General features: G+C 44.3%; 16 protein-coding genes. 11 read left to right on the plus strand and 5 right to left on the minus strand.

The annotated features are described in order from the left end of the window. Window positions 1-160: 160 nt before the first annotated feature. Window positions 161-1,483 (minus strand): hypothetical protein, encoded by a 1,323-nt coding sequence (locus B9N89_RS09865; protein WP_132317931.1) that lies wholly within the window; start codon window positions 1,481-1,483, stop codon window positions 161-163. Between the two features lie 264 nt (window positions 1,484-1,747). Between B9N89_RS09865 and B9N89_RS09870 the strand changes: the two genes are divergently transcribed. Beyond that, window positions 1,748-2,626 carry a TIGR02147 family protein gene (locus tag B9N89_RS09870; RefSeq protein WP_159455276.1) on the plus strand — a complete coding sequence of 293 codons (879 nt, stop codon included), beginning with the start codon at window positions 1,748-1,750 and terminating at the stop codon, window positions 2,624-2,626. A 172-nt stretch (window positions 2,627-2,798) separates the two neighbouring features. Then, window positions 2,799-3,533, plus strand: coding sequence for a substrate-binding periplasmic protein (locus B9N89_RS09875; protein ID WP_159455277.1), 735 nt, complete (start codon window positions 2,799-2,801; stop codon window positions 3,531-3,533). 7 nt (window positions 3,534-3,540) lie between these two features. On the opposite strand, the gene B9N89_RS09880 is transcribed toward B9N89_RS09875, so the two are convergent. After that, window positions 3,541-4,392, minus strand: coding sequence for a hypothetical protein (locus B9N89_RS09880; RefSeq protein WP_132317925.1), 852 nt, complete (start codon window positions 4,390-4,392; stop codon window positions 3,541-3,543). A gap of 279 nt (window positions 4,393-4,671) precedes the next feature. On the opposite strand from B9N89_RS09880, the gene B9N89_RS09885 reads away from it, so the two are divergent. Genes B9N89_RS09885 through B9N89_RS09895 form a run of 3 tightly spaced genes read left to right on the plus strand, consistent with a single transcriptional unit; the run spans window position 4,672 to window position 8,440 of the window. Continuing rightward, a complete protein-coding gene (locus B9N89_RS09885) occupies window positions 4,672-6,594 on the plus strand; it encodes an ATP-binding protein (protein ID WP_132317923.1) in 1,923 nt (640 codons plus the stop codon). Next, window positions 6,591-7,076 carry a response regulator gene (locus tag B9N89_RS09890; protein WP_132317921.1) on the plus strand — a complete coding sequence of 162 codons (486 nt, stop codon included), beginning with the start codon at window positions 6,591-6,593 and terminating at the stop codon, window positions 7,074-7,076. The genes B9N89_RS09885 and B9N89_RS09890 overlap by 4 nt, the downstream gene beginning before the upstream one ends. After that, window positions 7,073-8,440 (plus strand): SLC13 family permease, encoded by a 1,368-nt coding sequence (locus B9N89_RS09895; RefSeq protein WP_200820689.1) that lies wholly within the window; start codon window positions 7,073-7,075, stop codon window positions 8,438-8,440. Before B9N89_RS09890 ends, B9N89_RS09895 begins: the two co-directional genes overlap by 4 nt. A 42-nt stretch (window positions 8,441-8,482) precedes the next feature. Here B9N89_RS09895 and B9N89_RS09900 read toward each other — a convergent pair whose 3' ends face one another. Next, window positions 8,483-8,920, minus strand: coding sequence for a DUF4920 domain-containing protein (locus B9N89_RS09900; protein ID WP_132317919.1), 438 nt, complete (start codon window positions 8,918-8,920; stop codon window positions 8,483-8,485). Between the two features lie 207 nt (window positions 8,921-9,127). Here B9N89_RS09900 and B9N89_RS09905 point away from each other — a divergent pair, with 207 nt between their 5' ends. Beyond that, window positions 9,128-10,711 carry an alkaline phosphatase D family protein gene (locus B9N89_RS09905; RefSeq protein WP_132317917.1) on the plus strand — a complete coding sequence of 528 codons (1,584 nt, stop codon included), beginning with the start codon at window positions 9,128-9,130 and terminating at the stop codon, window positions 10,709-10,711. A 62-nt stretch (window positions 10,712-10,773) separates the two neighbouring features. Here B9N89_RS09905 and B9N89_RS09910 read toward each other — a convergent pair whose 3' ends face one another. Then, complete coding sequence (locus B9N89_RS09910) at window positions 10,774-11,229, minus strand: CBS domain-containing protein (RefSeq protein WP_132317915.1); 456 nt, start codon at window positions 11,227-11,229, stop codon at window positions 10,774-10,776. A 336-nt stretch (window positions 11,230-11,565) separates the two neighbouring features. On the opposite strand from B9N89_RS09910, the gene B9N89_RS09915 reads away from it, so the two are divergent. The 5 genes from B9N89_RS09915 (at window position 11,566) to B9N89_RS09935 (ending at window position 18,819) form a co-directional block, all read left to right on the plus strand. Continuing rightward, window positions 11,566-12,294, plus strand: coding sequence for a DUF1036 domain-containing protein (locus tag B9N89_RS09915; protein WP_132317913.1), 729 nt, complete (start codon window positions 11,566-11,568; stop codon window positions 12,292-12,294). Window positions 12,295-12,482: 188 nt separating this feature from the next. Then, the gene (locus tag B9N89_RS09920; protein ID WP_132317911.1) at window positions 12,483-12,956 is read left to right on the plus strand and encodes an acyl-CoA thioesterase; all 474 of its coding nucleotides are present in this window, start codon (window positions 12,483-12,485) and stop codon (window positions 12,954-12,956) included. A 1-nt stretch (window position 12,957) separates the two neighbouring features. Next, a complete protein-coding gene (locus B9N89_RS09925) occupies window positions 12,958-14,049 on the plus strand; it encodes an NAD-dependent epimerase/dehydratase family protein (RefSeq protein WP_159455278.1) in 1,092 nt (363 codons plus the stop codon). Between the two features lie 90 nt (window positions 14,050-14,139). Next, window positions 14,140-15,993, plus strand: a complete 1,854-nt coding sequence (locus B9N89_RS09930; protein ID WP_132317907.1) for an acyl-CoA dehydrogenase — start codon at window positions 14,140-14,142, stop codon at window positions 15,991-15,993. A gap of 93 nt (window positions 15,994-16,086) precedes the next feature. Next, the gene (locus B9N89_RS09935) at window positions 16,087-18,819 is read left to right on the plus strand and encodes a 7TM diverse intracellular signaling domain-containing protein (protein ID WP_132317905.1); all 2,733 of its coding nucleotides are present in this window, start codon (window positions 16,087-16,089) and stop codon (window positions 18,817-18,819) included. Window position 18,820: 1 nt separating this feature from the next. Here the strand turns inward: B9N89_RS09935 and B9N89_RS09940 are convergent, their stop codons facing one another. Then, on the minus strand, window positions 18,821-19,957 hold the full coding sequence (locus B9N89_RS09940) for a hypothetical protein (RefSeq protein WP_132317903.1): 1,137 nt from the start codon (window positions 19,955-19,957) through the stop codon (window positions 18,821-18,823). Window positions 19,958-20,330: the final 373 nt, after the last annotated feature.

Below are 20,330 nucleotides of genomic sequence, written 5' to 3' on the forward strand. Positions count from 1 at the left end.
TTTTTATCTAAATATTAATTAGCTGTCGAGGAAATTGTCTTCAACGATATGATTTTTAATAAAATGTCACTGAATATTTAAGAATGTCACAAAAAAGCAACGGCCCACTTTACAAAAGTAGGCCGTTTGAGTGAGTAAGCAAAGATTATGAAGCTATTCATCAAAAGACAGCTTGAGTCGCGTCGCCGTCTGATTGATTTGAATCACCATTTAACCAAAGCGATCGGAAGAGTGCTTTATCGATCGTGTTCAGACCATCATCTTCCTCTTGGACTGGTGAGGTATGAAGGGTGTCATAAAAGGGTCTAATCATTTCAAGTTCGTTAAGATTACTTTCAAAGAGCTTGAAAATATCGATATTGGTGCCCTCGCTCATCTTGAGAGACAAGGATTGGTACTCGCCATGAAAGATAGCTGCCATTTGTTTTTGTCTTTGTCCCATCCAACGAACGATTCCCGCCAATGCCAAGATCCGATATTCTGCCTCTAAGGATTCGATCACTGGCATAATTTTTCCGATTTTTTTCACTCTTGAGATCATCGGAATGTGAATGTCATAGCATTCTTCAATGGCAGTCAATACTTTAAAAAGTTTTTTGAACTTCGTGCTGGACGTGTAGCCTTTCAAAAGCCTTTTGAGTTTACTGACCTTCGGACAAAGCTTATTGAATTCTCGTTTTGGCTGGGCTCTCATCCAGAAGCAGTATTTGAGGTAGGCCTCTGAGTAATCAAGCTTCTTTCGATTGCGACCAAATAGCAAACGATGGAGTTCTTTGGTTTCGTCGTTGACGATAGCGTTTGTATAAGCTTTCTCCCAAAGTAGGCGATCACTTTCGCCGTTGTCTTTGATTAAGCGATTGATGATGGCCATGCCCTTATCATGCTGTCCTGATAATCTGAGGGTCTTGATCCGGACTAGATCCAAAAAGTGGCGATCCTGTGGCGATGTTAGAGATTGCTCCATGTCATCTAAGATACTACTGACACGAAGTGGAAATCCTCGGTCGATAGTTTGAATCGCTAAATGTAGGTGTTGAAATGGGAGCACTGGGTTTGCACTTCCCCTTGATAGATACAAACCCAGGCTTGCTTCCCAAAGCGCGCCCCATGTGTCCCCGTCGTTTTTCAATATGGCAGCTAACCCCTGCTTAAGCTGGCCATGTAAAAAACTCAATTTTGACTTTCCCGCCTTAATATTATTCTTGTCTAATAGTGATTTTGCGATTTTTTCCAGTTTGAGAACCAAAACACGATACTCAGTGTTCGCTTCTCGTGAAAACGAGATCAAGTTCAAGGCACTGATGATATAGCAGATTGTTACTAGATCACTGTTTGTGTTAGCCTCGATAGGAAGGATATTTTTCAAACATAGTTCGATTCCCTCCACATACTTTTCATTCTGAACTAATGGTAGTAGCTCGTTTCCAATTTCGTGTTGAGTCTTCCGAATCGACTCAAGATTCCAACCCCTTTCTTGGCTCATAGCCCCCGCTCCTTTTGTATATCCAATTATCTGATACAAGATCGTCTGGTCAATGCTTTAGCTTCTACATTTCCTATCGGTTTTTTTGGATTTTTCTTTAGAAAATTTCGATTAATAATTTATTATCAGGCTTTTATGAGAATCTCTGGATATACAAAAAATCACGTTTTTTATGTATGTTTAGTAAATCCAAACATACGTTTAATCGCTTTTCGTTCAAGACGGGGAGAGAATCTTCCGATAAAATATATACGAGGTACCAGAATGGGCTATTTGACTAGTAAAAAATTAATTCGCGAGTTTGTTCAGGATTCTCCTGTCACAGGTTATTTGGACTGCATCCAATACCTTGAAAAGACTTATCATTTTGTCAAAGATCGCAAACCGGGCTATTCCTATATCCAATTCGCAGTCGACTTAGGGTTTTCAGCAACCAACGTCATGCATCAAATCATTCGAGGGTACCGTAAACTCACTCTTAAAACAGCGAAGAAGATAGCCCTGGGACTTCACCTAAAAGGGGCTCAAAAGAAGTACTTCGAAACCCTGGTGGAGTATCGTAACGAAACTTCAGGAATCAAACGGGATGAGATTTTCGGACGTTTGGTAGAAATTAAAAAGGATGTTCTCGCCAAACCCCATGACAAAAAGTGGCTCGACTTCTTTTCTATCTGGTACCACCCGATTGTTCTTGAAGTCCTGCAGCTTGATCAAACGAAGAACGATCCAAAGTGGGTCGCTGCAAAAGTTCACCCCCAGATCACAGAGACCCAAGCCCAGGAAAGCATGGACTTGCTTCAAGAACTCGACTTGATTGAGTGGAATGACGAGCGTCAAGCATTTGAGTCTAAGGCAGCAAGCATTTCTAGTGGCCACGAAGTCACTGGCATTGGCTTTATTCGCTATCACCAACGAATGATCGAGCTTGCAAAGGATTCGATCACCCGTGTCTCAGCCGATAACCGGGATATTAGCTCGATTACCTTTAGCTGTGATCAAGAATCCCTAAAGGACGTTAAAAAGATGATCCATGAGTTCAATGAGAATCTACAGAAACACCTTGAAGCAGTGACTAAGAAGGACAAGGTTGTCCAATTGAACGTTCAACTCTTCCCAGTCAGCACAATGTTTGATAAAACTTAATCACCAACTCCTCCGCTGCCAAACGACTCATATCAATAGGTAGAAGAACCTAAGCTAGAAAACCCAAATTTAAGCAAAGGTCCTAAATCTGTGAGCTTGCGATTGCCCATTTAAATCAGATAGCGCTACAATTCAGAAAGACTCAGATATCAATTGAATGATGAGGATTATCGTGAAGCTTTTTGTCTTATACCTCCTTGTTTTAATGCCTCAACTGGCACAATCGAAAGAACTCAAGCTTGTATTTGGTCTTTCCCTTCCTCCCTATGTGATTTCAGAAAATGAAACTGGCATTGAGATGGATATCATTCGCGAGGTTCTGGAAATGGATGGCCATACCCTAAAGCCAATCTTTACGACTTTCGAAAAAGTGCCGATCCTTGCCAGAAAGAAAGGCTTTGCAGGGGCTGCGACGGTTACCAAGGATCTCGCCAAAAAAAACCTTTTCATCACCGATAGTCATATAAAATATCAGAATTTTGCTATCACACTCAAAAGTTCTAAGACTACAATCAACGGACTCAATGATCTTGCTGGCAAGAAGATCGTTGCCTTCCAAAATGCAGACAAGTATTTGGGAAATGAGTTTAAAGAAGCTGTCGGCAAAGCAGCAAAGTATGAAGAAGTGAGATTTCAAGAGGTGCAGAACCGAGGGCTATTCAACAAGACTTTTGATGTTGTCATCGGAGATATCAATATTTTTAAATACTACAATCAAAAAATTAAGGATGTAGATACAAGCCCGGAGGTGACCTATCATGCGATCTTCGAGCCATCGCACTATCACATGGCTTTTCAGAACAAAGAGATTGCAGAGCAGTTTAATAAGGGCTTGGCCAAACTCAAATCTGATGGGCGGTATCAGAAAATAATTGATAAATATGTGAAGAGTGATTCAATGCTTTAATGGAAAGCTACTGGCTTGCAAAGCTATCAGGACTCAAGCCAGGGCTAAAACGGCTGATGTCGAAGTAAAACCTCCTGCCACGGGCCTCAAATGGCAAGCAGCCGTTGACGCTAGCGCTAAGATCGAGGTCCTGAGCCACTTTTGCGAAACCAGGAAGTTGTGAAACAGGTTCACGGCCTCGGTCCGCCAAGCTCAACTCTTTGCCTTGGTCGAAGCCACCCACCAGATTACGATTGAGGTTCCGGAACTGCTCAGGCCCAGAAAGGCTTCTAAAGTCTTTTTCCGCACCGAAGAATAAGAACATTTCAGCGGAATGATAGAGTATCTTGACACCAGGTTCGTTAACAATCAAATCAAAAACAGCTGCATCGTAGGCCTCGTGACCTTCCAGTGCTGACAAGCGCCGATCAAAAACATCCTTAGGAATATGAAAGTGACCATGGCCGAAATCTGCTAGGAAAATATAGTCTGCATAGCCTTTGGCAAGGGCCTTCTCCACATGAGCAATCAAAGCTTTCAAAAACCTTTCAGGAACTGCGATCGCTTCGCCATTCTTACCTATAGGCAACATAAACGAACCACGGTTGGAATCAAAATAGAGAGCTTTGCCGAGTCGCTTGCCACTCCGATATAGCTTTCGGAATAGCTCTGGTATGTCTTTGTATTGGTAACTCCAAGTATAGTCATCATCATAAATCAAGGGTGTTTCTTGGGGAGCCTTTTCACAGCGCTCTTTCGCCAAGTGAACCAAATGGTCCAGTCTAGCATTCTGAGATAGGCGCAACTCATCCCCAGAAAGGCCACAAAAGCCTAGAACTAAACCTAGAATCGCGATTTGCTTCTGCCAGCCTGCCAGCATATCAGCTCCTTGTAATTACTCAGGTTCATGCACAATTAATACCTTTTATAACTATTTGATATCGTTATCTTGTTTAATTACCAAATTGCTCAATATTTATACACTTTCTCTCAGAGGCGAGCCGTACAAAATTGTCCAAATGAGCAAAAACTGAGCAATAAAACGCTGCTATCGCAGCAAAACCCGCTAAACCATGTCATTAAATCTAGTTAACTTACGAAAATTATTGGAATAAGATTTGCTCACCTAAAGGTGGATCTTGGTAGGAGCTGGAGAACTGTGACACATCGAAAGACCATTCAAATTTCCTTGCTTAGCAAGTCGCAAAATCTCTCTGATTTGGTTCAGTCTGAGATACATGATTTATTTGGAACTCAGATCGAATTGAACATCATTAGCGAAAGACCAGTTGTAGAAGATAATGAACTCCTCCAACCCATTTTCTTGGCTGATGGTCAGTTGGGTAAAAAAGCTTTGCTAGACTTTTTTGCAAAATCTCCTGATCCATCATTCAAGGTGCTTCTCGCCCAAGAAAGCGACTTTTCCTTAATCAAAGACATGATGAATACCGATCTTGATATACGTTTGATTGCTGTTCCTTGGGAGCAGGCTGATTTTTATCGCACTGTAAAAGATCTCCTGTCGGATTACTTTCTGCACCATGCTTTCGATCAAGTGGAATACTACGAAAATCTGGTTTCCCATCGACGGTATCGGCAAGCCTTATATGATAAAGAAACAGAGCGAGCGTCCCTGGCTAAAAATTTTGAAGAACTAAAAGGTAGTCTCATAGCCCCCCAAAAACATAGCAACCAAGAACTGACGGCAAGCCTTAGAGAAAGTATGAATCGGCTCAAATTGGAGCCAACACTTTCTACACTGATCGTTCAGCATCCTGCGGGGACGCAGATCTGTCAGGAGGGCAAACCTCTCGACATCCTCTGCGTGATACTTTCTGGCACTGTGAGTCATCGCAAGCGTGATCATGACCTTTCCGAAACCGAGGTCATGCGCGAGGGACCAGGCTCTATTTTGGGTTCGATGGCTCATTTTTTAGGCAACAAAGCCTACACAAGTATCTTTGCAGAAGAAGACTTGGAGCTACTTCAGTTAAACAGCGAGACCTTGGAACTGATACTCAATCACTCCCAAGAGTTTACAGTCCAGTTTATCAACATCCTCCTTAGGCAGATCTCAGGCAGAGTTCGTTTGCACGTCGAAACAAACCTTCAACTACAGAAAGCATTGGCTGATTTAAAAGCCATCCAGATAAAGCTAGTTGATACCGAAAAAATGGCCACATTAGGACAATTGGTAGCTGGGATCGCTCACGAATTGAACAATCCCGTAGCTGCAATCATGAGTTCGATACCTCAGCTGGGTGAGTGCCTTGAGTCGATCGTTAACAGTAATGGACACGAAGGTGATTTTAGGTGGCGAGCGTTTGAGCAAGGTTATCAGCTAGCGTCCTTATCGAGTCGCGACTTGAGACAGAGGCGCAGGGATTTAGAAAAGATGGGACTACCTGAATCCGCAGCAACGGAATTTGCAGAAATGTCATTTCACGATAGGGATATTCTAAAAGCAATCTTAAAGGAGTTTGAGACCTATCAGAAGGCTACGGGGATACTTCAATCATACTTTCAAACAGGCAGATTCTTAAAGACCATAGCAAGCAGTAGCCAACGTCTTGACAACCTAGTACGTAGCCTTCGCAACTATGCCAAGCCAGGCAAGCGAGAACGTGAGCCAGTGGACATTCATCAGGGAATTGAAGAAACTCTTCTCATGCTACAGCATCGAATTAAGCTAGTTTCAGTGGTGAAAGACTATGGAACTCTATCCCCTGTCATGGGTTATCCTAGCAAGCTCAACCAAGTCTGGACGAATATTATCAACAACGCCCTGGACGCTATGGAAAGCCAAGACACACAAAATATTAGAATCTCAACCGTTGCCAAAGAAAACTATGTGGAAGTAGCCTTTCACGATAATGGCATTGGGATGAGTGATGTTCAGCTTGAAAAAGCCTTTGACCTGTATTTTAGCACGAAAAAGCAGGGCCAAGTAGGAATGGGTTTGGGCTTACCTATTTGCAAAAGCATTGTTATGGAACACGGTGGCGATATTCGTATTGCTTCTAAGGTGCATCAGGGAACTACTGTAACAGTTCGTATTCCAACGATTGGAGGGCGCTTATGAACTATCTTATTCTTATTGTTGATGACGACCGCGATGTCTTATTTACCGTTAAATCGGAATTACAAGACCTAAGCTCCATGTTCACCCTAGAAACGGCTGAATCAGCCGATGAAGCGCTCGAAGTGATTGAGGAGTTTGAAGCCGACGAGGGTCAATTAGCACTTATTATTTGCGATCATCTGATGCCAAATAAGTTGGGTGTCGATTTTCTAATCGAACTTGAACACCGATCCATGACTCAAGCCAGCAAGAAGCTTCTTCTCACCGGCCAGGCTGATCATCAAGATACGATCAAGGCGATCAACCAAGGTGGTTTAGATCACTATATTGCTAAACCTTGGGACCCTGTTGAGTTTTCTAAGGCTGTGAAAAACTTGCTAACAGACTATGTTATCGCTTTTGATAGCCAACCAGAACGGTTTACCCGAATTCTGAACCAGGAAAAGATATTTAATTTCATTCATGAACGAGGTGATCTATGATGGCCAAAATAAATATCGCCTCATGGCTTGCAGTATTGTTTTCGGTGATCCTCCTTTTATTCCCGAGTCTAAGTTCACTGGAAGCTTACCAGGGCAGAATGCTCGCGATCATGATCCTAGCGGTTGTGCTGTGGATTTCAGAATTGATCCCGGTATATGCAACTGGCTTACTCATCATATGCTTGCAGCTCATTTTTTTGTCGGATCGTGGCTTGAAGTGGCTTGTCGATGACGGAGCACCACTGGCTTACCAAGATGTTATGGCTAACTTTGCGTCTCCCATTGTCATTCTTTTTTTAGGGGGATTCAGCTTAGCGTCTGCAGCCAACAAGTATAAGATTGATCGTATCATGGCTCATTCACTACTCAAGCCCTTCGGTACCAGACCTCGATTTATTATGCTTGGTATGATGGTGATCACAGCACTATTCTCCATGTTCATGAGCAATACTGCTACCACTGCCATGATGCTCGCCATACTGAGTCCAGTTCTAGCTGGCCTACCGGAGGATGAACCATCGCGAAAAGGCTTTCTGCTGTCGGTGCCGCTTGCTGCCAATGTTGGTGGAATTGGTACGCCCATCGGCACCCCTCCCAATGCAGTTGCTCTGAAATATCTGAGTGCCAATACACCCATAAGCTTCGGTAGCTGGATGGCCTTTGGCATTCCTTTGGTCATTCTCTTCTTAACTCTGGGGTGGTGGTGGCTAAATACTTTATATAAGCCAGCAACGCCACGGCTCGAACTCAAGATCGAGCGCCCCAAAGTCAGGCCACGGGTGGCTATGATCTTCTATGGCACCTTTGCATCGACTATTTTTCTATGGCTTACCAGTGCCTTTCATGGCTTAAATTCCTATATTGTCGCGTCCATTCCTTTGACCATTTTCTTTGCAACCGGAATTTTGGATAAGGGAGACATCAAGAAGTTCAATTGGGAAGTACTTTGGCTCATTGCTGGTGGTATTGCTCTGGGGCAAGGAATGGCTGATTCCGGTTTAAGTCAAAAACTAATCGAACTCATTCCAACAGCTGCCATGTCCATCGCCTTACTGCTGATCGTGTTTTCAGCCCTCGCCTATCTAATGGCAAACTTTATTTCCAATACTGCCACAGCTAACCTTCTTTTGCCTTTGGTAGCAACTGTCGTCACTGGATTTCAGGCTGATGATTCGATGGCCGTTGCTCTCGTTCAGATCGCTTTGGTCTGTTCATTTGGAATGGCGTTTCCTATCAGCACACCGCCCAATGCCTTGGCGTATTCTACAGGGCTTATCGATTCTCGTGATCTTCTAAAAACAGGTGGCTTCATCAGTGTCTTAGGTTTGATCTTCGTCACTGCCATGGGGTATCTACTGCTATAACCGTGGGGGATAAAACTCCCCCTGAATCCTAAGATTTATCGCTTAGATCGTATTCTCAGTCTTAACTCCTGTAGCCACAAACTCATAAACAGTCTTATCGTCTTTAATCTTATCTATCTCTTTCTGGCTTGCTCCAGCGTCTTCGAGAAAGTGCTTTTGCTGACCAACTGTTCGAACTTTCTTCTGAAGGATGCCTTGTGCTCGCACTGTCTGGCCTTCAAGCTTCATAGGCACGAAGAAGCTGTAGCCCTTAAACGTGATACGAATCGCGTCGTGGCCGTCATCTAGGACCATCCAGCATCCTTTTTTTTGACACACTTTTTTAACCTGCCCTTTTAACTCTATAGGCTTATTAAGATTCTTTAATTTCTCATCTTTTTTAAGGCTGATCTTTGGCAAGTTCGGCTTCAAAGCCTCGCCATAGTCTTTTGCGAAGCAGGTGCTGGACAAGATGATACAGAGGCTAAGAAGGACTCTCATGACGTATACTCCAAGGTTTGCAGCTTTTAAAAACACTCAAGTCTACCCAGGATCACCCGAACTGGCAAGGCGCTACTTCACCGCGAAAACCCTTGAAATAAACAGCTTGTGAATATTCCTATAAGACTAAGAACCAACTTTTTAATAAGCCTTCATCCTTTACTCCTACGATACAGCCACCACTAGCCTCATGAAAAGGAGACCCAAATGGACCACAAAGACCACAGTGAAATGGGTGTAAATCGGCGCTTTCTATTGAAAGGTGGAGCTATCTTAGGCAGCACTGCTTTTATCGGCTCGGGTATCGTTAGAGGAGATGCCGATCAGTCCTCACCTCAGCCCCTAGGCCCTACACCGCGGATGCCCTACGGAATTCAGTGGGGAGATCTTACCGAAACCGACGTCACCCTCTGGGCCGCCTGTGATCGCCCCAGCCGGCTTCAAGTTGAAATTTCAAACGATGAAGACTTCTTATATTTTTTTAGGAAGCTCGATGGGCCAGCAGCTTTAGAAGACGATGATTACACTGTTAAACTTCTGATTGACAAGCTACCACCAATCGATCGGCTCTATTACAGAGTCTACTTTATCGATCTTGAAACTGGTTCACGGTCAGACATCATTGAAGGTAGTATTCCTTTGATGAAAAAGGCAAAAGGTATGACCCGATTTCTCTGGTCTGGTGATACGGCAGGCCAAGGCTGGGGAATCAATCCGGAATGGGGAGGGATGCGAATCTACGAGACAATGCGTCGGATGAAGCCGGATTTTTTCATTCACTCTGGTGATTGTATTTATGCTGATGGGCCACTTCAGGAGGAAGTTGAGCTGGATGATGGTAGCATCTGGAAAAATATTGTAACTCCAGAAAAACGCAAAGTCGCCGAAACTTTGAAGGAGTTTCGAGGCCAGTATCAATACAATCTACTCGACACTAACATCCAAGCATTCAATCGCGAAGTGCCACAGTATTTTCAATGGGACGATCATGAGACTGTCAACAACTGGTATCCTGGTGAGATACTCAACGATGACCGCTATCGGGTTAAGAGTGTTGACCTATTGGCCGCACGAGCTAAAAAAGCTTTCCTGGAGTTCACCCCTATAGCTCCTCGATTTCAAATAAACGAGCGAATCTATCGCAAGTTTCAATATGGAGATGATCTAGAGATCTTCATGATCGATCTCCGCTCTTTCCGAGCTGCTAACAGCCCCAACACCCAGCTCACTCCATCAGCTGCCACAGATTTTCTCGGTAAAGAGCAGCTCAATTGGCTCAAGTCCTCGCTAGCAAAGTCCGAATCTACTTGGAAAGTGATTGCAAGTGATATACCCATAGGCCTCTTAGTCCGTGATGGTGATAATTTTGAGAACGGAGCCAATGGTGATGGGCCAGCCTTGGGTCGCGAGCTAGAGATCGCACAACTTCTCAGCTTTATCTCTGATCAAGATATCAAAAATATTATTTGGCTGACTGCCGATGTACACTATGCAGCTGCTCACTACTATAATCCGAAGAAAGCTGTGTTTAAGGACTTCAAGCCATTTTGGGAATTTGTGTCTGGGCCCCTTCATGCGGGAACTTTTGGCCCCAATGAATTTGATAATACCTTTGGCCCAGAGCTTAAATTTCTGAGTATACCGACCAACCTCCCCGCCAACAGACCTCCATCAGATGGTTATCAATTCTTTGGCTGTGTTGATATCGATAGCAAATCGAAGAAAATGACAGTGAAACAAATTAATGTGTATGGTGAGGAAAAATACGCCGTCACACTCATCCCTGAGTAATGCAAAAAAATTCCCAGGAGTCATCAGGCTCTTGGGAATATTTGACTATATGCACCAGTCGATTAGGGTATCGGCTGAACCGGGGTCATGTTGGCAAACTGAAAGTTCCAGGGAATACGAGGTTCGTCACTCATCCGACCGGAAGCTAAAAGCTCCAGAAGATCAGTTGAAGTAATCAATCCAACCAATTCCCCTCCCTCCACAATAGGCAAACAATCGATCTTTCGATCAATCATGATCTTAGCAACCTCTTGCATACTAATATCTTTCGTACATGTCAGAGGGTTGGGCGTCATACACTGCTCTACTGTTTCAATTGAATCAGCATCTGAAGGGCAGTTTTGGCAAGATAGAAGATCCCGATCGCTAAGGATTCCCACCAATGATCCATCTTGATTGATTACAGGAAGATGACGAAAGTTTGCTTCTTTCATGATGCGACGAGCAATGTCAGGAGAGGTTTCTGGTCCGATAGTAACAATCTTGCGAGTCATGGAGTGATCTACGTGAAGTGTCATTGCATTTGCTCCCTATATGCCTATTTTTCGTTTTACCTAGACTTTGCAGGTAATATGCCAATGGCACTTTCCAATCAAACTAGATACTTAGATATTTCTCGCGGTCTCTTAACCTGCGGGACAAGGCTCAAATGCGTGGGATGCCTCTGCACGTTACTCAAAGTTTAATATGAAATTTATGCCAGATGTTCAGTTCCCTCAAATGCCTCAGGGGTAAGCCTCTCGCAGAGAACGATACATATTATAGATCATGCCGCTCAGTAATAATTTCTTGTCATTTGGTATTCAATTGGCTATCTCTTTTTCTAAATTAAAACTTTGGGAAGGGATTATTGAATGAGACTTCTGTTCTTAGGCCTCAGCCTACTGCTGTCATCGTCAGTACTTGGCTTTAAGGTCTGCAACAATCTTACTTATAAGCAGTTTGTTGCTGTTGCCTACTACGATCTAGGTTCTTATGTTTCACGAGGCTGGTACTCCGTGGAGCCCACTGAATGTCGCGAGCTTGCCTTCAACAATCCAAGCCAGCAGTACTACATTTATTTTGAGGACGGGCGCCAGAGTAAGAGCGTTGGCTCCATCCCATTTTGCGTGCAACGACCAGGCCCGTTCACCATCCAACGGGCCAATCGCTTAGCAGCTGCGAGACGATGCCAGTTCGAGAGATTCGCGCGATTCCAGCTTCCAGGCAATAGCATCTTATGGCTTGGCAGCAAGGGCACTCCTCCTCAGGACCCTGAGCCGCCGGAGGATAACGATGAGCAAGTATGGGTCGGTGAGGTCTATTTTGAAGGTGGTCTGCTGCGTAATGAGGTTTTATGGCTCGATGACCTTTATACGATGGATCGAATATTTTTAGACTTAGAAACCTGTCCGACAAACTCAAGCATACTCAGAATTGAAGCTCGCTATAACGGCCAATGGCTTCGAGCCCAGGCAACTGGAAAACCGGGACTGTATCAGTTCCCCAATCAAATCACCACGAATCAAATTCGCGCATCTCTAAATGGGCCAGTGAACCACGATGAGTTGCCTTGCTTTGCCCCTGTTTATGTCTACATTTAGCTTGTAAGAAAAACCGAGCTACCATTGTGTCGTTTTTTCAAAATCTTCGCGTAGAATAAGGGTCCAGCATTCATGCTTGGGCTCTTCCTCCATGGCGTCTCGTTCCTGTGCTTTGCAATCGATAACGAAACATCTATGATGAACCTAATCACGTCAAATTTATAATGGTGACAAAGGATAGATGATCTATGATTCCCATAATTTTCGAAGGTTTTATTGATACTCGTTTTAGTGATCTTGATATCTATGGCCATGTTAATGCCAAACACTATCTGGACTACGTAAACACCACTAGATTTCGTTACATGGAAGAGCAGATGGGAATGACGAATCGCGAGATCATCGACCGCGGGTACATGTTCTTTCTAGCGCAATCCCATATAAACTACCGCAAACCCATCGAGAGCACTTGCCGTATTTATGTGAAGTCCTTTGTCCCCGAGTGGAAAGGACCACGATTTAATGTTAACTTCGAGATTCAAAGCGAAGATATGAGCATTACCTACTGCCAGGGAGACTTCCAAGTCATCCTTGTTAACAACGAAGGTCGCCCAGTGCGGAAGCCACCTCTGTGGCTCCTAGAGCTTTTTCTACGACAAGAAAAGGCATCCCCCCTTCAAATCGATGACAATCATTCTCAATCAGAAGAAGGAGCCTTTTAGTATGAACAAGGCTGATGTCACCAAAGTTCTGGTTACTGGAGGCAGTGGGTATGTTGCATCTTGGATCGTGAGGAAGCTACTCGATCGCGGTTACCATGTCACAGCTAGCGTTCGCTCTCTCGCTAACCAAAACAAGGTTAAGCACCTTGTCAAGATGCAAGAGGAGTTTCCAACGACCCTAGATTTAGTGGAAGCAGACCTTCTTCAGCTGGGCTCATTCGATCCTCATGCTCAAGGCTGTCGCTTCGTATTTCACACTGCATCTCCATTTCAGGTCGAATCCATCAAGTCTGCTCAGAAAGAGCTAGTGGACCCTTCTCTTGAAGGGACTCGCAACGTTCTTTCTGCGGTCAGTAAGTCGCAATCTGTGGAGAAAGTCATCCTCACCAGTAGTGTCGCCGCAGTGGCCGGTGACAATGCTGATGTTCAAAGCTTGGGCCGCCCAGCAAACGAGGCTGACTGGAACACCACAAGTACCTTACATCATCAACCCTATGCTTTTTCAAAAACTATCGCCGAGCGGGAAGCATGGCAAGTCTTTAGAAGTCAGGAACAATGGCAGTTGATAACCATGAACCCTGGTTTAATTCTAGGACCAGCCCTATCCCATCGTATGGATGGCACGAGTACTAAGATCATAAAATCCTACTTTGATGGCCGCTTTAAGGCCGGCGTACCACGGCTCAATTTCGGGGTCGTGGATGTCCGGGAAGTCGCAGATGCACATATTGCGGCAGTCGAACGAGATCACGTTGATGGTCGGTATATCTTAGTGTCTGAAACCAGCTCCATGCTGAGAATGGCGAAGATCATATCACAAAAGTTTAAACACCCGAATCTCCCTAAGAAACCATTACCCAACTTGCTGCTTTATCTATTTGGCCCGTTTATAGGCATGCCCTGGCGCTATCTCAAGCGAAACCTGGCATACCCAGTGGCCTATAGTAGCGAAAAAAGCATCAACGGACTCGGTGTACAATACCGGTCGCTAGAATCAACCCTATGGGATCATACACAGCAACTAATGAGGGACCATGTAATCCCAGATGGGGCAGCACTTGGTCCGTCTAGCATCCAACGTGGATTGGCCTAAAATACCCTGTGAATTTTTTGGATACCAGCTAGACGAAGTCCTGGTTCCAGTCGTATGATACGTTACTCAAAATAACTGAAGAGGCTACTTATGGCACAGAAACTCGTTGATACTAGAGACCACCAATTTGTATTTTTAGAACAGCTGAAGGTCCAGGATTTGGTCAAATACGATCGATTTGCAGATTTTGATGAAGAGATGTTTAAGGCGATTTGGAGCCTTGGGGAACAAATAGCTGCGGATCAGTTCTACCCTGCAAACCGCTCAGGAGATGAAGTCGGAGCGGTTTATAATGCAAATGATAAATCTGTAAAAGTCCCCGAAAGCTACCATGGGGCTTTCAAAGCATTTATCGAGGCAGGTTTTCCGGGAATGATCACACCTGCTGAGCACGGCGGCTCAGGAGTGCCAGAATCTGTTTGGCGAGGTGCACTGGAATATATTTGCGCTGGCTCACTGCCGCTTACTATGTACGGAACCTTGACTATGGGAGCTGCAAATATCATCCGTCGCCATGGCGATCAAAATTTAAAAGACCGCTTCCTTGCACCTATGATCGAAGGCCGCTGGGGTGGAACAATGTGTCTCACGGAGCCAGAGGCAGGCTCTGATGTTGGAGCCCTAAAAACTAAAGCTGTCAAGCAGAGCGACGGCAGCTACCTCCTGAGCGGGAACAAAATATTTATCAGCTCCGGTGAAAATGATCTTTACGAAAATATCATTCACCTAGTCTTAGCGAGAACTGAAGGAGCTCCCCAGGGAACCAGAGGAATCTCGATATTTGCCGTTCCCAAGTTTCACACTTCAGATGGTAATACCTTAGGTGATCGCAACGACGTTTTCTGTGCGAATATAGAGCATAAGATGGGAATCAAAGGCAGCGCTACATGCACTCTCAACTATGGTGATCAAAACAAATGTGTTGGTTATCTGATTGGTGAAGAATGCCAAGGTATGAAAATCATGTTTGAGATGATGAATGAAGCTCGCCTTGACGTAGCGGGCCAAGGCCTTTCGTTAGCCAGTGCCGCCTACCAGCATGCCTTAGCCTATGCTAAAGATAGAGTTCAAGGTTATGACATCCAGAAAAAGGATCACGTCAGTATCGGCATTACTCAGCATGCAGATGTCAAACGTATGCTGATGTACATGAAGTCCTGCTCGGAAGGCATGCGCGCACTCACCCATTATGCGAGTTTGCAGATGGACCTCAAGGAGGTGGAAACAGGTGACAAAGCCAAAGAAGCCTCGGCACTTCTTGATTTCCTTATCCCAATCTTAAAGGCTGGAGTTACTGACGAGGCTTGGCTAGTGACCTCAGAGGCAATCCAAGTGCACGGCGGCTATGGCTACTGCAGCGAATACCAAGTCGAGCAATATGCTAGGGATTCGAAAATCTGTGCCATATACGAGGGTACTAACGGCATCCAAGCCACTGACTTGATGCTAAGAAAACTCCTAATGAATCCAGATCAATTTAATTACAAGATCTATCGCAAGACGGTGAGTCAATCCCTGGCAGAGGCTAAAGGAGTTATCGATGATGCTTATATAGATGCCATCGATTCAGCTCTTAAAGCTATGGATCAAATCTGTATGACGTTGGGCAAAGAACTTCAGAGCAAGGGAGTTCATGGGGTCCTAGCCCATGCAGTGCCGCTGTTGAAGTGCTTCACCAACCTAAGCTTTTCGTGGATGCATATTTGGGCTATGACTCTTGCGAGCCAAAAAATAGATTCTTCTGTAATGAGCCTGACTGGGGACGAGCTACAGAAAAAGTTTGCATCTGACCGGGAAGCAAGCTTTTACTATGGAAAAATTCAATCCGCTCGCTATTGGATTCAGCACCAACTGCCCCACATCTATTCTCATATTAAAAGTATTGAATCAGGAAGTGATGTAATTTTAGGAGTTGACGAGGCATGCCTGGGGCCATGGCACTGATATAGCTTGAAAAAGATCGGGCTCGGCAAGGTTTGCCTAGGCTCTGTGTTATCTCCCTCATAGAAGCTCCGATGGCAGAATGAGGGAGATTCTATGTACTTACTTCGTACATTGCAAATAGCCATCTTCGCCTGGCTTGGTCTAAGCACCACCAAATCCTACGGACAGGATAACGAGGTTTGGGACCTAACTTCCTATGATTTCAAAACTCAGGCTATCCTCCACCTTGACAAAAATTGGCGTTTTTACTGGCAAGAACTCATTGATCACCCCGATCAGTTACAAGGCAAACGCTCAGCATCGGTTACCCTTCCTCATGTTTGGCATAATCTCTTGCAAGATGGTCCGTACGAACCAGATGGCTATGGAACCTATCACCTTCGTCTCAAGTTGAAACCCCATATTCCCTACACACTTGCTTTGGGCTTTGTGGTTTCTTCCTATAAGGTGATTATTGGTTCCTCGATTTTAGAAATGGGGAAAGTCAGTAAGTCGCCAGATAAGATTATTAGAAGTCGCGGCAAGCGAGTCATTACTTTTACTACAGGCGATGATCCCTATGTAGATATTTTGATCCAGGTCGCATCTGTGGACTATAAATCAGGAGGTATCTGGCACCCCGTTAAACTCTCCACCCCTGCTATCATTCGTGATTTTAAGTTCCGTGAGTATTTAAGTGACGCTGTTCTATTCGGTGCCCTTGTGATCCTGGGTTTTAGTCACTTTATTCTTTTTATCAATAGGCGTGTAGAACTGGCTCCATTCTATTTTTCCGCTTTCGTATTCCTAGTTGGGTCCCGAATCGCTATCAATGGTAAAGGCAGCCTCCTTTTCAACCTGTTTCCAAATGCCGATTGGATGATCACCTATAAAATTGAATATGCAACATTCTTCTTTGGCGTTTCCTCATTAATGATGGTAATCCACAACCTTTACCCTAAAGACTCCGTCTGGAAATTTGATACTCAGGCTAAGTATTTGTTTGTTATTTCAGTCGTCCTACTTATGGTCTTGCCTGTCAAGCATCTGTATAAAACACTTGTTTTTTATCAGCCCTACACTGTCTTTGCCGGTATTCTAGGGGTCGTTACCACATTCAGAGCAGTCGTTAATAAGCGACCCGGTGCAGGTATATTTTTACTTGGTATCGGCCTACAGGTCTTTGGCGGCGTCTATGATATTTTTGTGTCGCGAGGAATTATTCATACAGTAGAAATTTCTAAATACACCCTTACTCTATTCGCATTCTGCCAGTCTTTTCTACTTTCGAGACGTTTTTCTCTTTCCCTAACCCGACTAGAAAAAGCCGAACTATCCATTCGAAAGATTAATGAGAACCTGGAATCAATCGTGAAAGAGAAAACACGTGCCTTGCGTTCCATTATGTCATCCATAAAGCTAGGTGTCTTGACTATCGAAGATCAAAAAGGCGGGATTGGCCCTGAGTACTCAACGTTTATGGAGACAATTGCTCCAATGCAAGATTCATCGAACTTCAATTTCTTTAGTGAGATTCTTGATAAATCTCTCCTTTCTGAGGATCAGAAATCTCTTGTAAAAAACATCATCCATGCAAGCCTCAAAGAAGATCGGATAAACTTCGATATCAACAATGAAAAGCTGCCAGACTACATTGAATTGATGAGTGGAAATAAGAAATCATTTGAGATTGAGTGGGTACCGATGCTTTCTCAAGAAACCGTAGAAAAGATACTGGTAACGATGCGCGATGTTACGGAACTCAAAGATCTTCAGAGATCTTCGGAGCAAAAAGACCAAGAGTCAAAGCTCATCAAATCCATCATCAAGAACGGTAAAAACTTCTACTTGGACACCATGGACTCCATTCGAAAGTTGTTAGAACTCAATGAATCCATCCTATCCGAGAGCATTGACAACAACCGATTTACTTGGCTCAAGCGCAACTATCACACCCTTAAAGGGCTGAGTCGCCAAGCCAGCTTTTCAACTCTAGCAAATTTGGTGCATCAGATAGAATCGGAGATCGAGGGTCTGACAGCTAGCAGCGACACAAAACTCTTCTATGATCAAATGCTACGGATAAAAGATCAATTAGTCTACATCGATAGTATCGCCGCCCTACATTTTGGCATTGTCGACCATAGTCGTCTAGTCCAGATGCAGCAGGACCACTATGAAAAAGTTTTAGACTATATCTTAAACCCTCATCTAGGACTCGACCCGAGGTCCATGACAGCTGCTATCAACCTTTCCGGACGCTCGTTCTTAAAAGCACTAGAACCCGTGCGACGTGAATTAATCCTAATCGCAAAGGAATTGGGTAAGCCGGAGCCAATAGTCACAGTTGAATCACCTCCCCTGATTCTTGATGGTTCATACCCTGAACTTATCAATCACATCTTTGGCCATCTCGCGAGGAATTCTATAGATCATGGTATTGAATACCCTGACGAGCGGGCCAAAACCAACAAACCAGCTTCGGGCCGCATCCTGATTCGGTCGTGGATACAGGAAGGCGAGCTTCACCTGGTCTATGAGGATGATGGGCGAGGACTCGACCTTCAAGAGATTCGTCAAGCTGCCGCCCAGCAGGGGCTTGAGCCAGAATCGGAAAGCACCGTTGATGTTGCTAGTTTAATATTCATGCCTCAACTCAGCACCAAGGTACATGCGAGCGTAGTCTCTGGCAGAGGCATTGGCATGGATGCCGTTGCCGCTAGTATTGAGCAAGTTGGAGGATCGATTACGATTCTTCCCAATGAGAAACAACAGCACTACTTAGTCGCTTGCTTCCTAATAAGACTTCCCATAAGAGAAACTCGCAGTCTATACCAAGTGGTATAGGCTATTTAATCTTCAGCAGTCGATAGTAATTTTGCTTTGAATAGCGATCGATCACTCGATGAGGCAAGCCCTGATCATCCATGTAGATCCTAGTTTTAAAAAACTTGCTTTTGAAATTGAAAAGATTTGGCTTAGGATTGCTCAAAGTCCCATTAATAAAGCGATAAGGAGTATGGTTTGGGTCGTAGAAGCTTGCATGATCGAGCTGCTTGGCATTCTGAGCATCCCAGAAGGGTAGCAACGGATAACGTGGCCCTTGAATACGTCTCTGAAAGCTTTGCCCCTTATGAGAGCCAGCCGCTAGGTACATTCCACTGTCTGTTGGTCCTAGAGCAATTTTATAGACTACTTTATCATTCAATATACTTTGGAAATCTCCCTGAACCAGCTCGCCACTCCCATTCCACTCAAGCCTTTCGTAGCGATCAAGAATGCGAACCTTCTGCGATGGGCGAAGCACAAACGAAGTTAAGACCTTTTCAGTATAGAATGTGCCAGCAGTTTGCCACAGGTAGTGTGACTCGAAACCTCTCACAGTTCGCTTGGTCATGAGTTGATAGACTCTTCGGCTGACAAGCTTTTTATGAGGGTATTGAAGCTTAATCCCTTTGGCAACCCTCTTCATAAAACCAGCGAAAGAGTCAGGATGCCAATTGCCATTCTGAGCACAGGTTAATACATACTCTCGAAGGAATACGATCCCACGCTTGTCAAAAGCCAGATTCTGGCCCGATTGATACCGCTGATTGACTATCACCATAGGATGGTGTTCGAATAGGAACGTCACATCTGGGCCAGCGCTACCAGAATATTGGTTGCGAGCATAGTCGTAATTGCTAGAAATAATCTGACCGGAAAATAGCTGTCTCGGTCGGACAGAGCACATTGCGGGCCCACTCCCCCGGATCGGCACAATAACTTCGATCGCCCTTCCATCGGTACTTGTTTGCAACTGATGCTCCTTAGGGACCTCAAATTTCACCTGCCCCAAAAAACCTTCTACCCCAGCCCAAGTTTGGAAACTAAAGTGCTTTCCAGCCTTAGCCTTAACTGTGTTCACATTATTGTGATCTGAGTTAGAGTTTGTTGCACAAGATTGATTGATAATTAAGAGCAGCAGCAGTAGAGCTAATCGCATGTGTCATCCCCAGGTTCTTTGGTCCTTAACAGATACCTCCGAGCTTCATTGTTTTAATTGCAAGTGTTAAGCCATAAAAGATTACCAGAAATCAGACTATTGCCGGGTTGGGCTGTCTCAAATCTATTCCTCTGCATATCCAGATTACAAACAAGCTTGTCAAACCCGATTAGCAAATCTATTTTATTTTTCATTCTAGCTATATAGAGCTTTCTATAGGGTTGAGCCCGCCGCAAATTAGAGTGAGAGTTCCAACATCTTAATTTTATCTTAACATTACCGTTGTTTACACGAGATAACGCTCAATTATTTGTTTTTTATTGCTAGACTCCCGACCACCACTCCCCTGTATTCATAAGCATCTATACTGGCA

The organism is Pseudobacteriovorax antillogorgiicola (assembly GCF_900177345.1).
GTDB lineage: Bacteria > Bdellovibrionota_B > Oligoflexia > Oligoflexales > Oligoflexaceae > Pseudobacteriovorax > Pseudobacteriovorax antillogorgiicola.

Bases quoted from the DNA above. Each gene is read 5' to 3' on its own strand.
- B9N89_RS09865 (WP_132317931.1), bottom strand. From the start codon at position 1,483: ATGAGCCAAGAAAGGGGTTGGAATCTTGAGTCGATTCGGAAGACTCAA.
- B9N89_RS09870 (WP_159455276.1), top strand. From the start codon at position 1,748: ATGGGCTATTTGACTAGTAAAAAATTAATTCGCGAGTTTGTTCAGGAT.
- B9N89_RS09880 (WP_132317925.1), bottom strand. From the start codon at position 4,392: ATGCTGGCAGGCTGGCAGAAGCAAATCGCGATTCTAGGTTTAGTTCTA.
- B9N89_RS09890 (WP_132317921.1), top strand. From the start codon at position 6,591: ATGAACTATCTTATTCTTATTGTTGATGACGACCGCGATGTCTTATTT.
- B9N89_RS09895 (WP_200820689.1), top strand. From the start codon at position 7,073: ATGATGGCCAAAATAAATATCGCCTCATGGCTTGCAGTATTGTTTTCG.
- B9N89_RS09900 (WP_132317919.1), bottom strand. From the start codon at position 8,920: ATGAGAGTCCTTCTTAGCCTCTGTATCATCTTGTCCAGCACCTGCTTC.
- B9N89_RS09905 (WP_132317917.1), top strand. From the start codon at position 9,128: ATGGACCACAAAGACCACAGTGAAATGGGTGTAAATCGGCGCTTTCTA.
- B9N89_RS09910 (WP_132317915.1), bottom strand. From the start codon at position 11,229: ATGACACTTCACGTAGATCACTCCATGACTCGCAAGATTGTTACTATC.
- B9N89_RS09915 (WP_132317913.1), top strand. From the start codon at position 11,566: ATGAGACTTCTGTTCTTAGGCCTCAGCCTACTGCTGTCATCGTCAGTA.
- B9N89_RS09920 (WP_132317911.1), top strand. From the start codon at position 12,483: ATGATTCCCATAATTTTCGAAGGTTTTATTGATACTCGTTTTAGTGAT.
- B9N89_RS09925 (WP_159455278.1), top strand. From the start codon at position 12,958: ATGAACAAGGCTGATGTCACCAAAGTTCTGGTTACTGGAGGCAGTGGG.
- B9N89_RS09930 (WP_132317907.1), top strand. From the start codon at position 14,140: ATGGCACAGAAACTCGTTGATACTAGAGACCACCAATTTGTATTTTTA.
- B9N89_RS09935 (WP_132317905.1), top strand. From the start codon at position 16,087: ATGTACTTACTTCGTACATTGCAAATAGCCATCTTCGCCTGGCTTGGT.
- B9N89_RS09940 (WP_132317903.1), bottom strand. From the start codon at position 19,957: ATGCGATTAGCTCTACTGCTGCTGCTCTTAATTATCAATCAATCTTGT.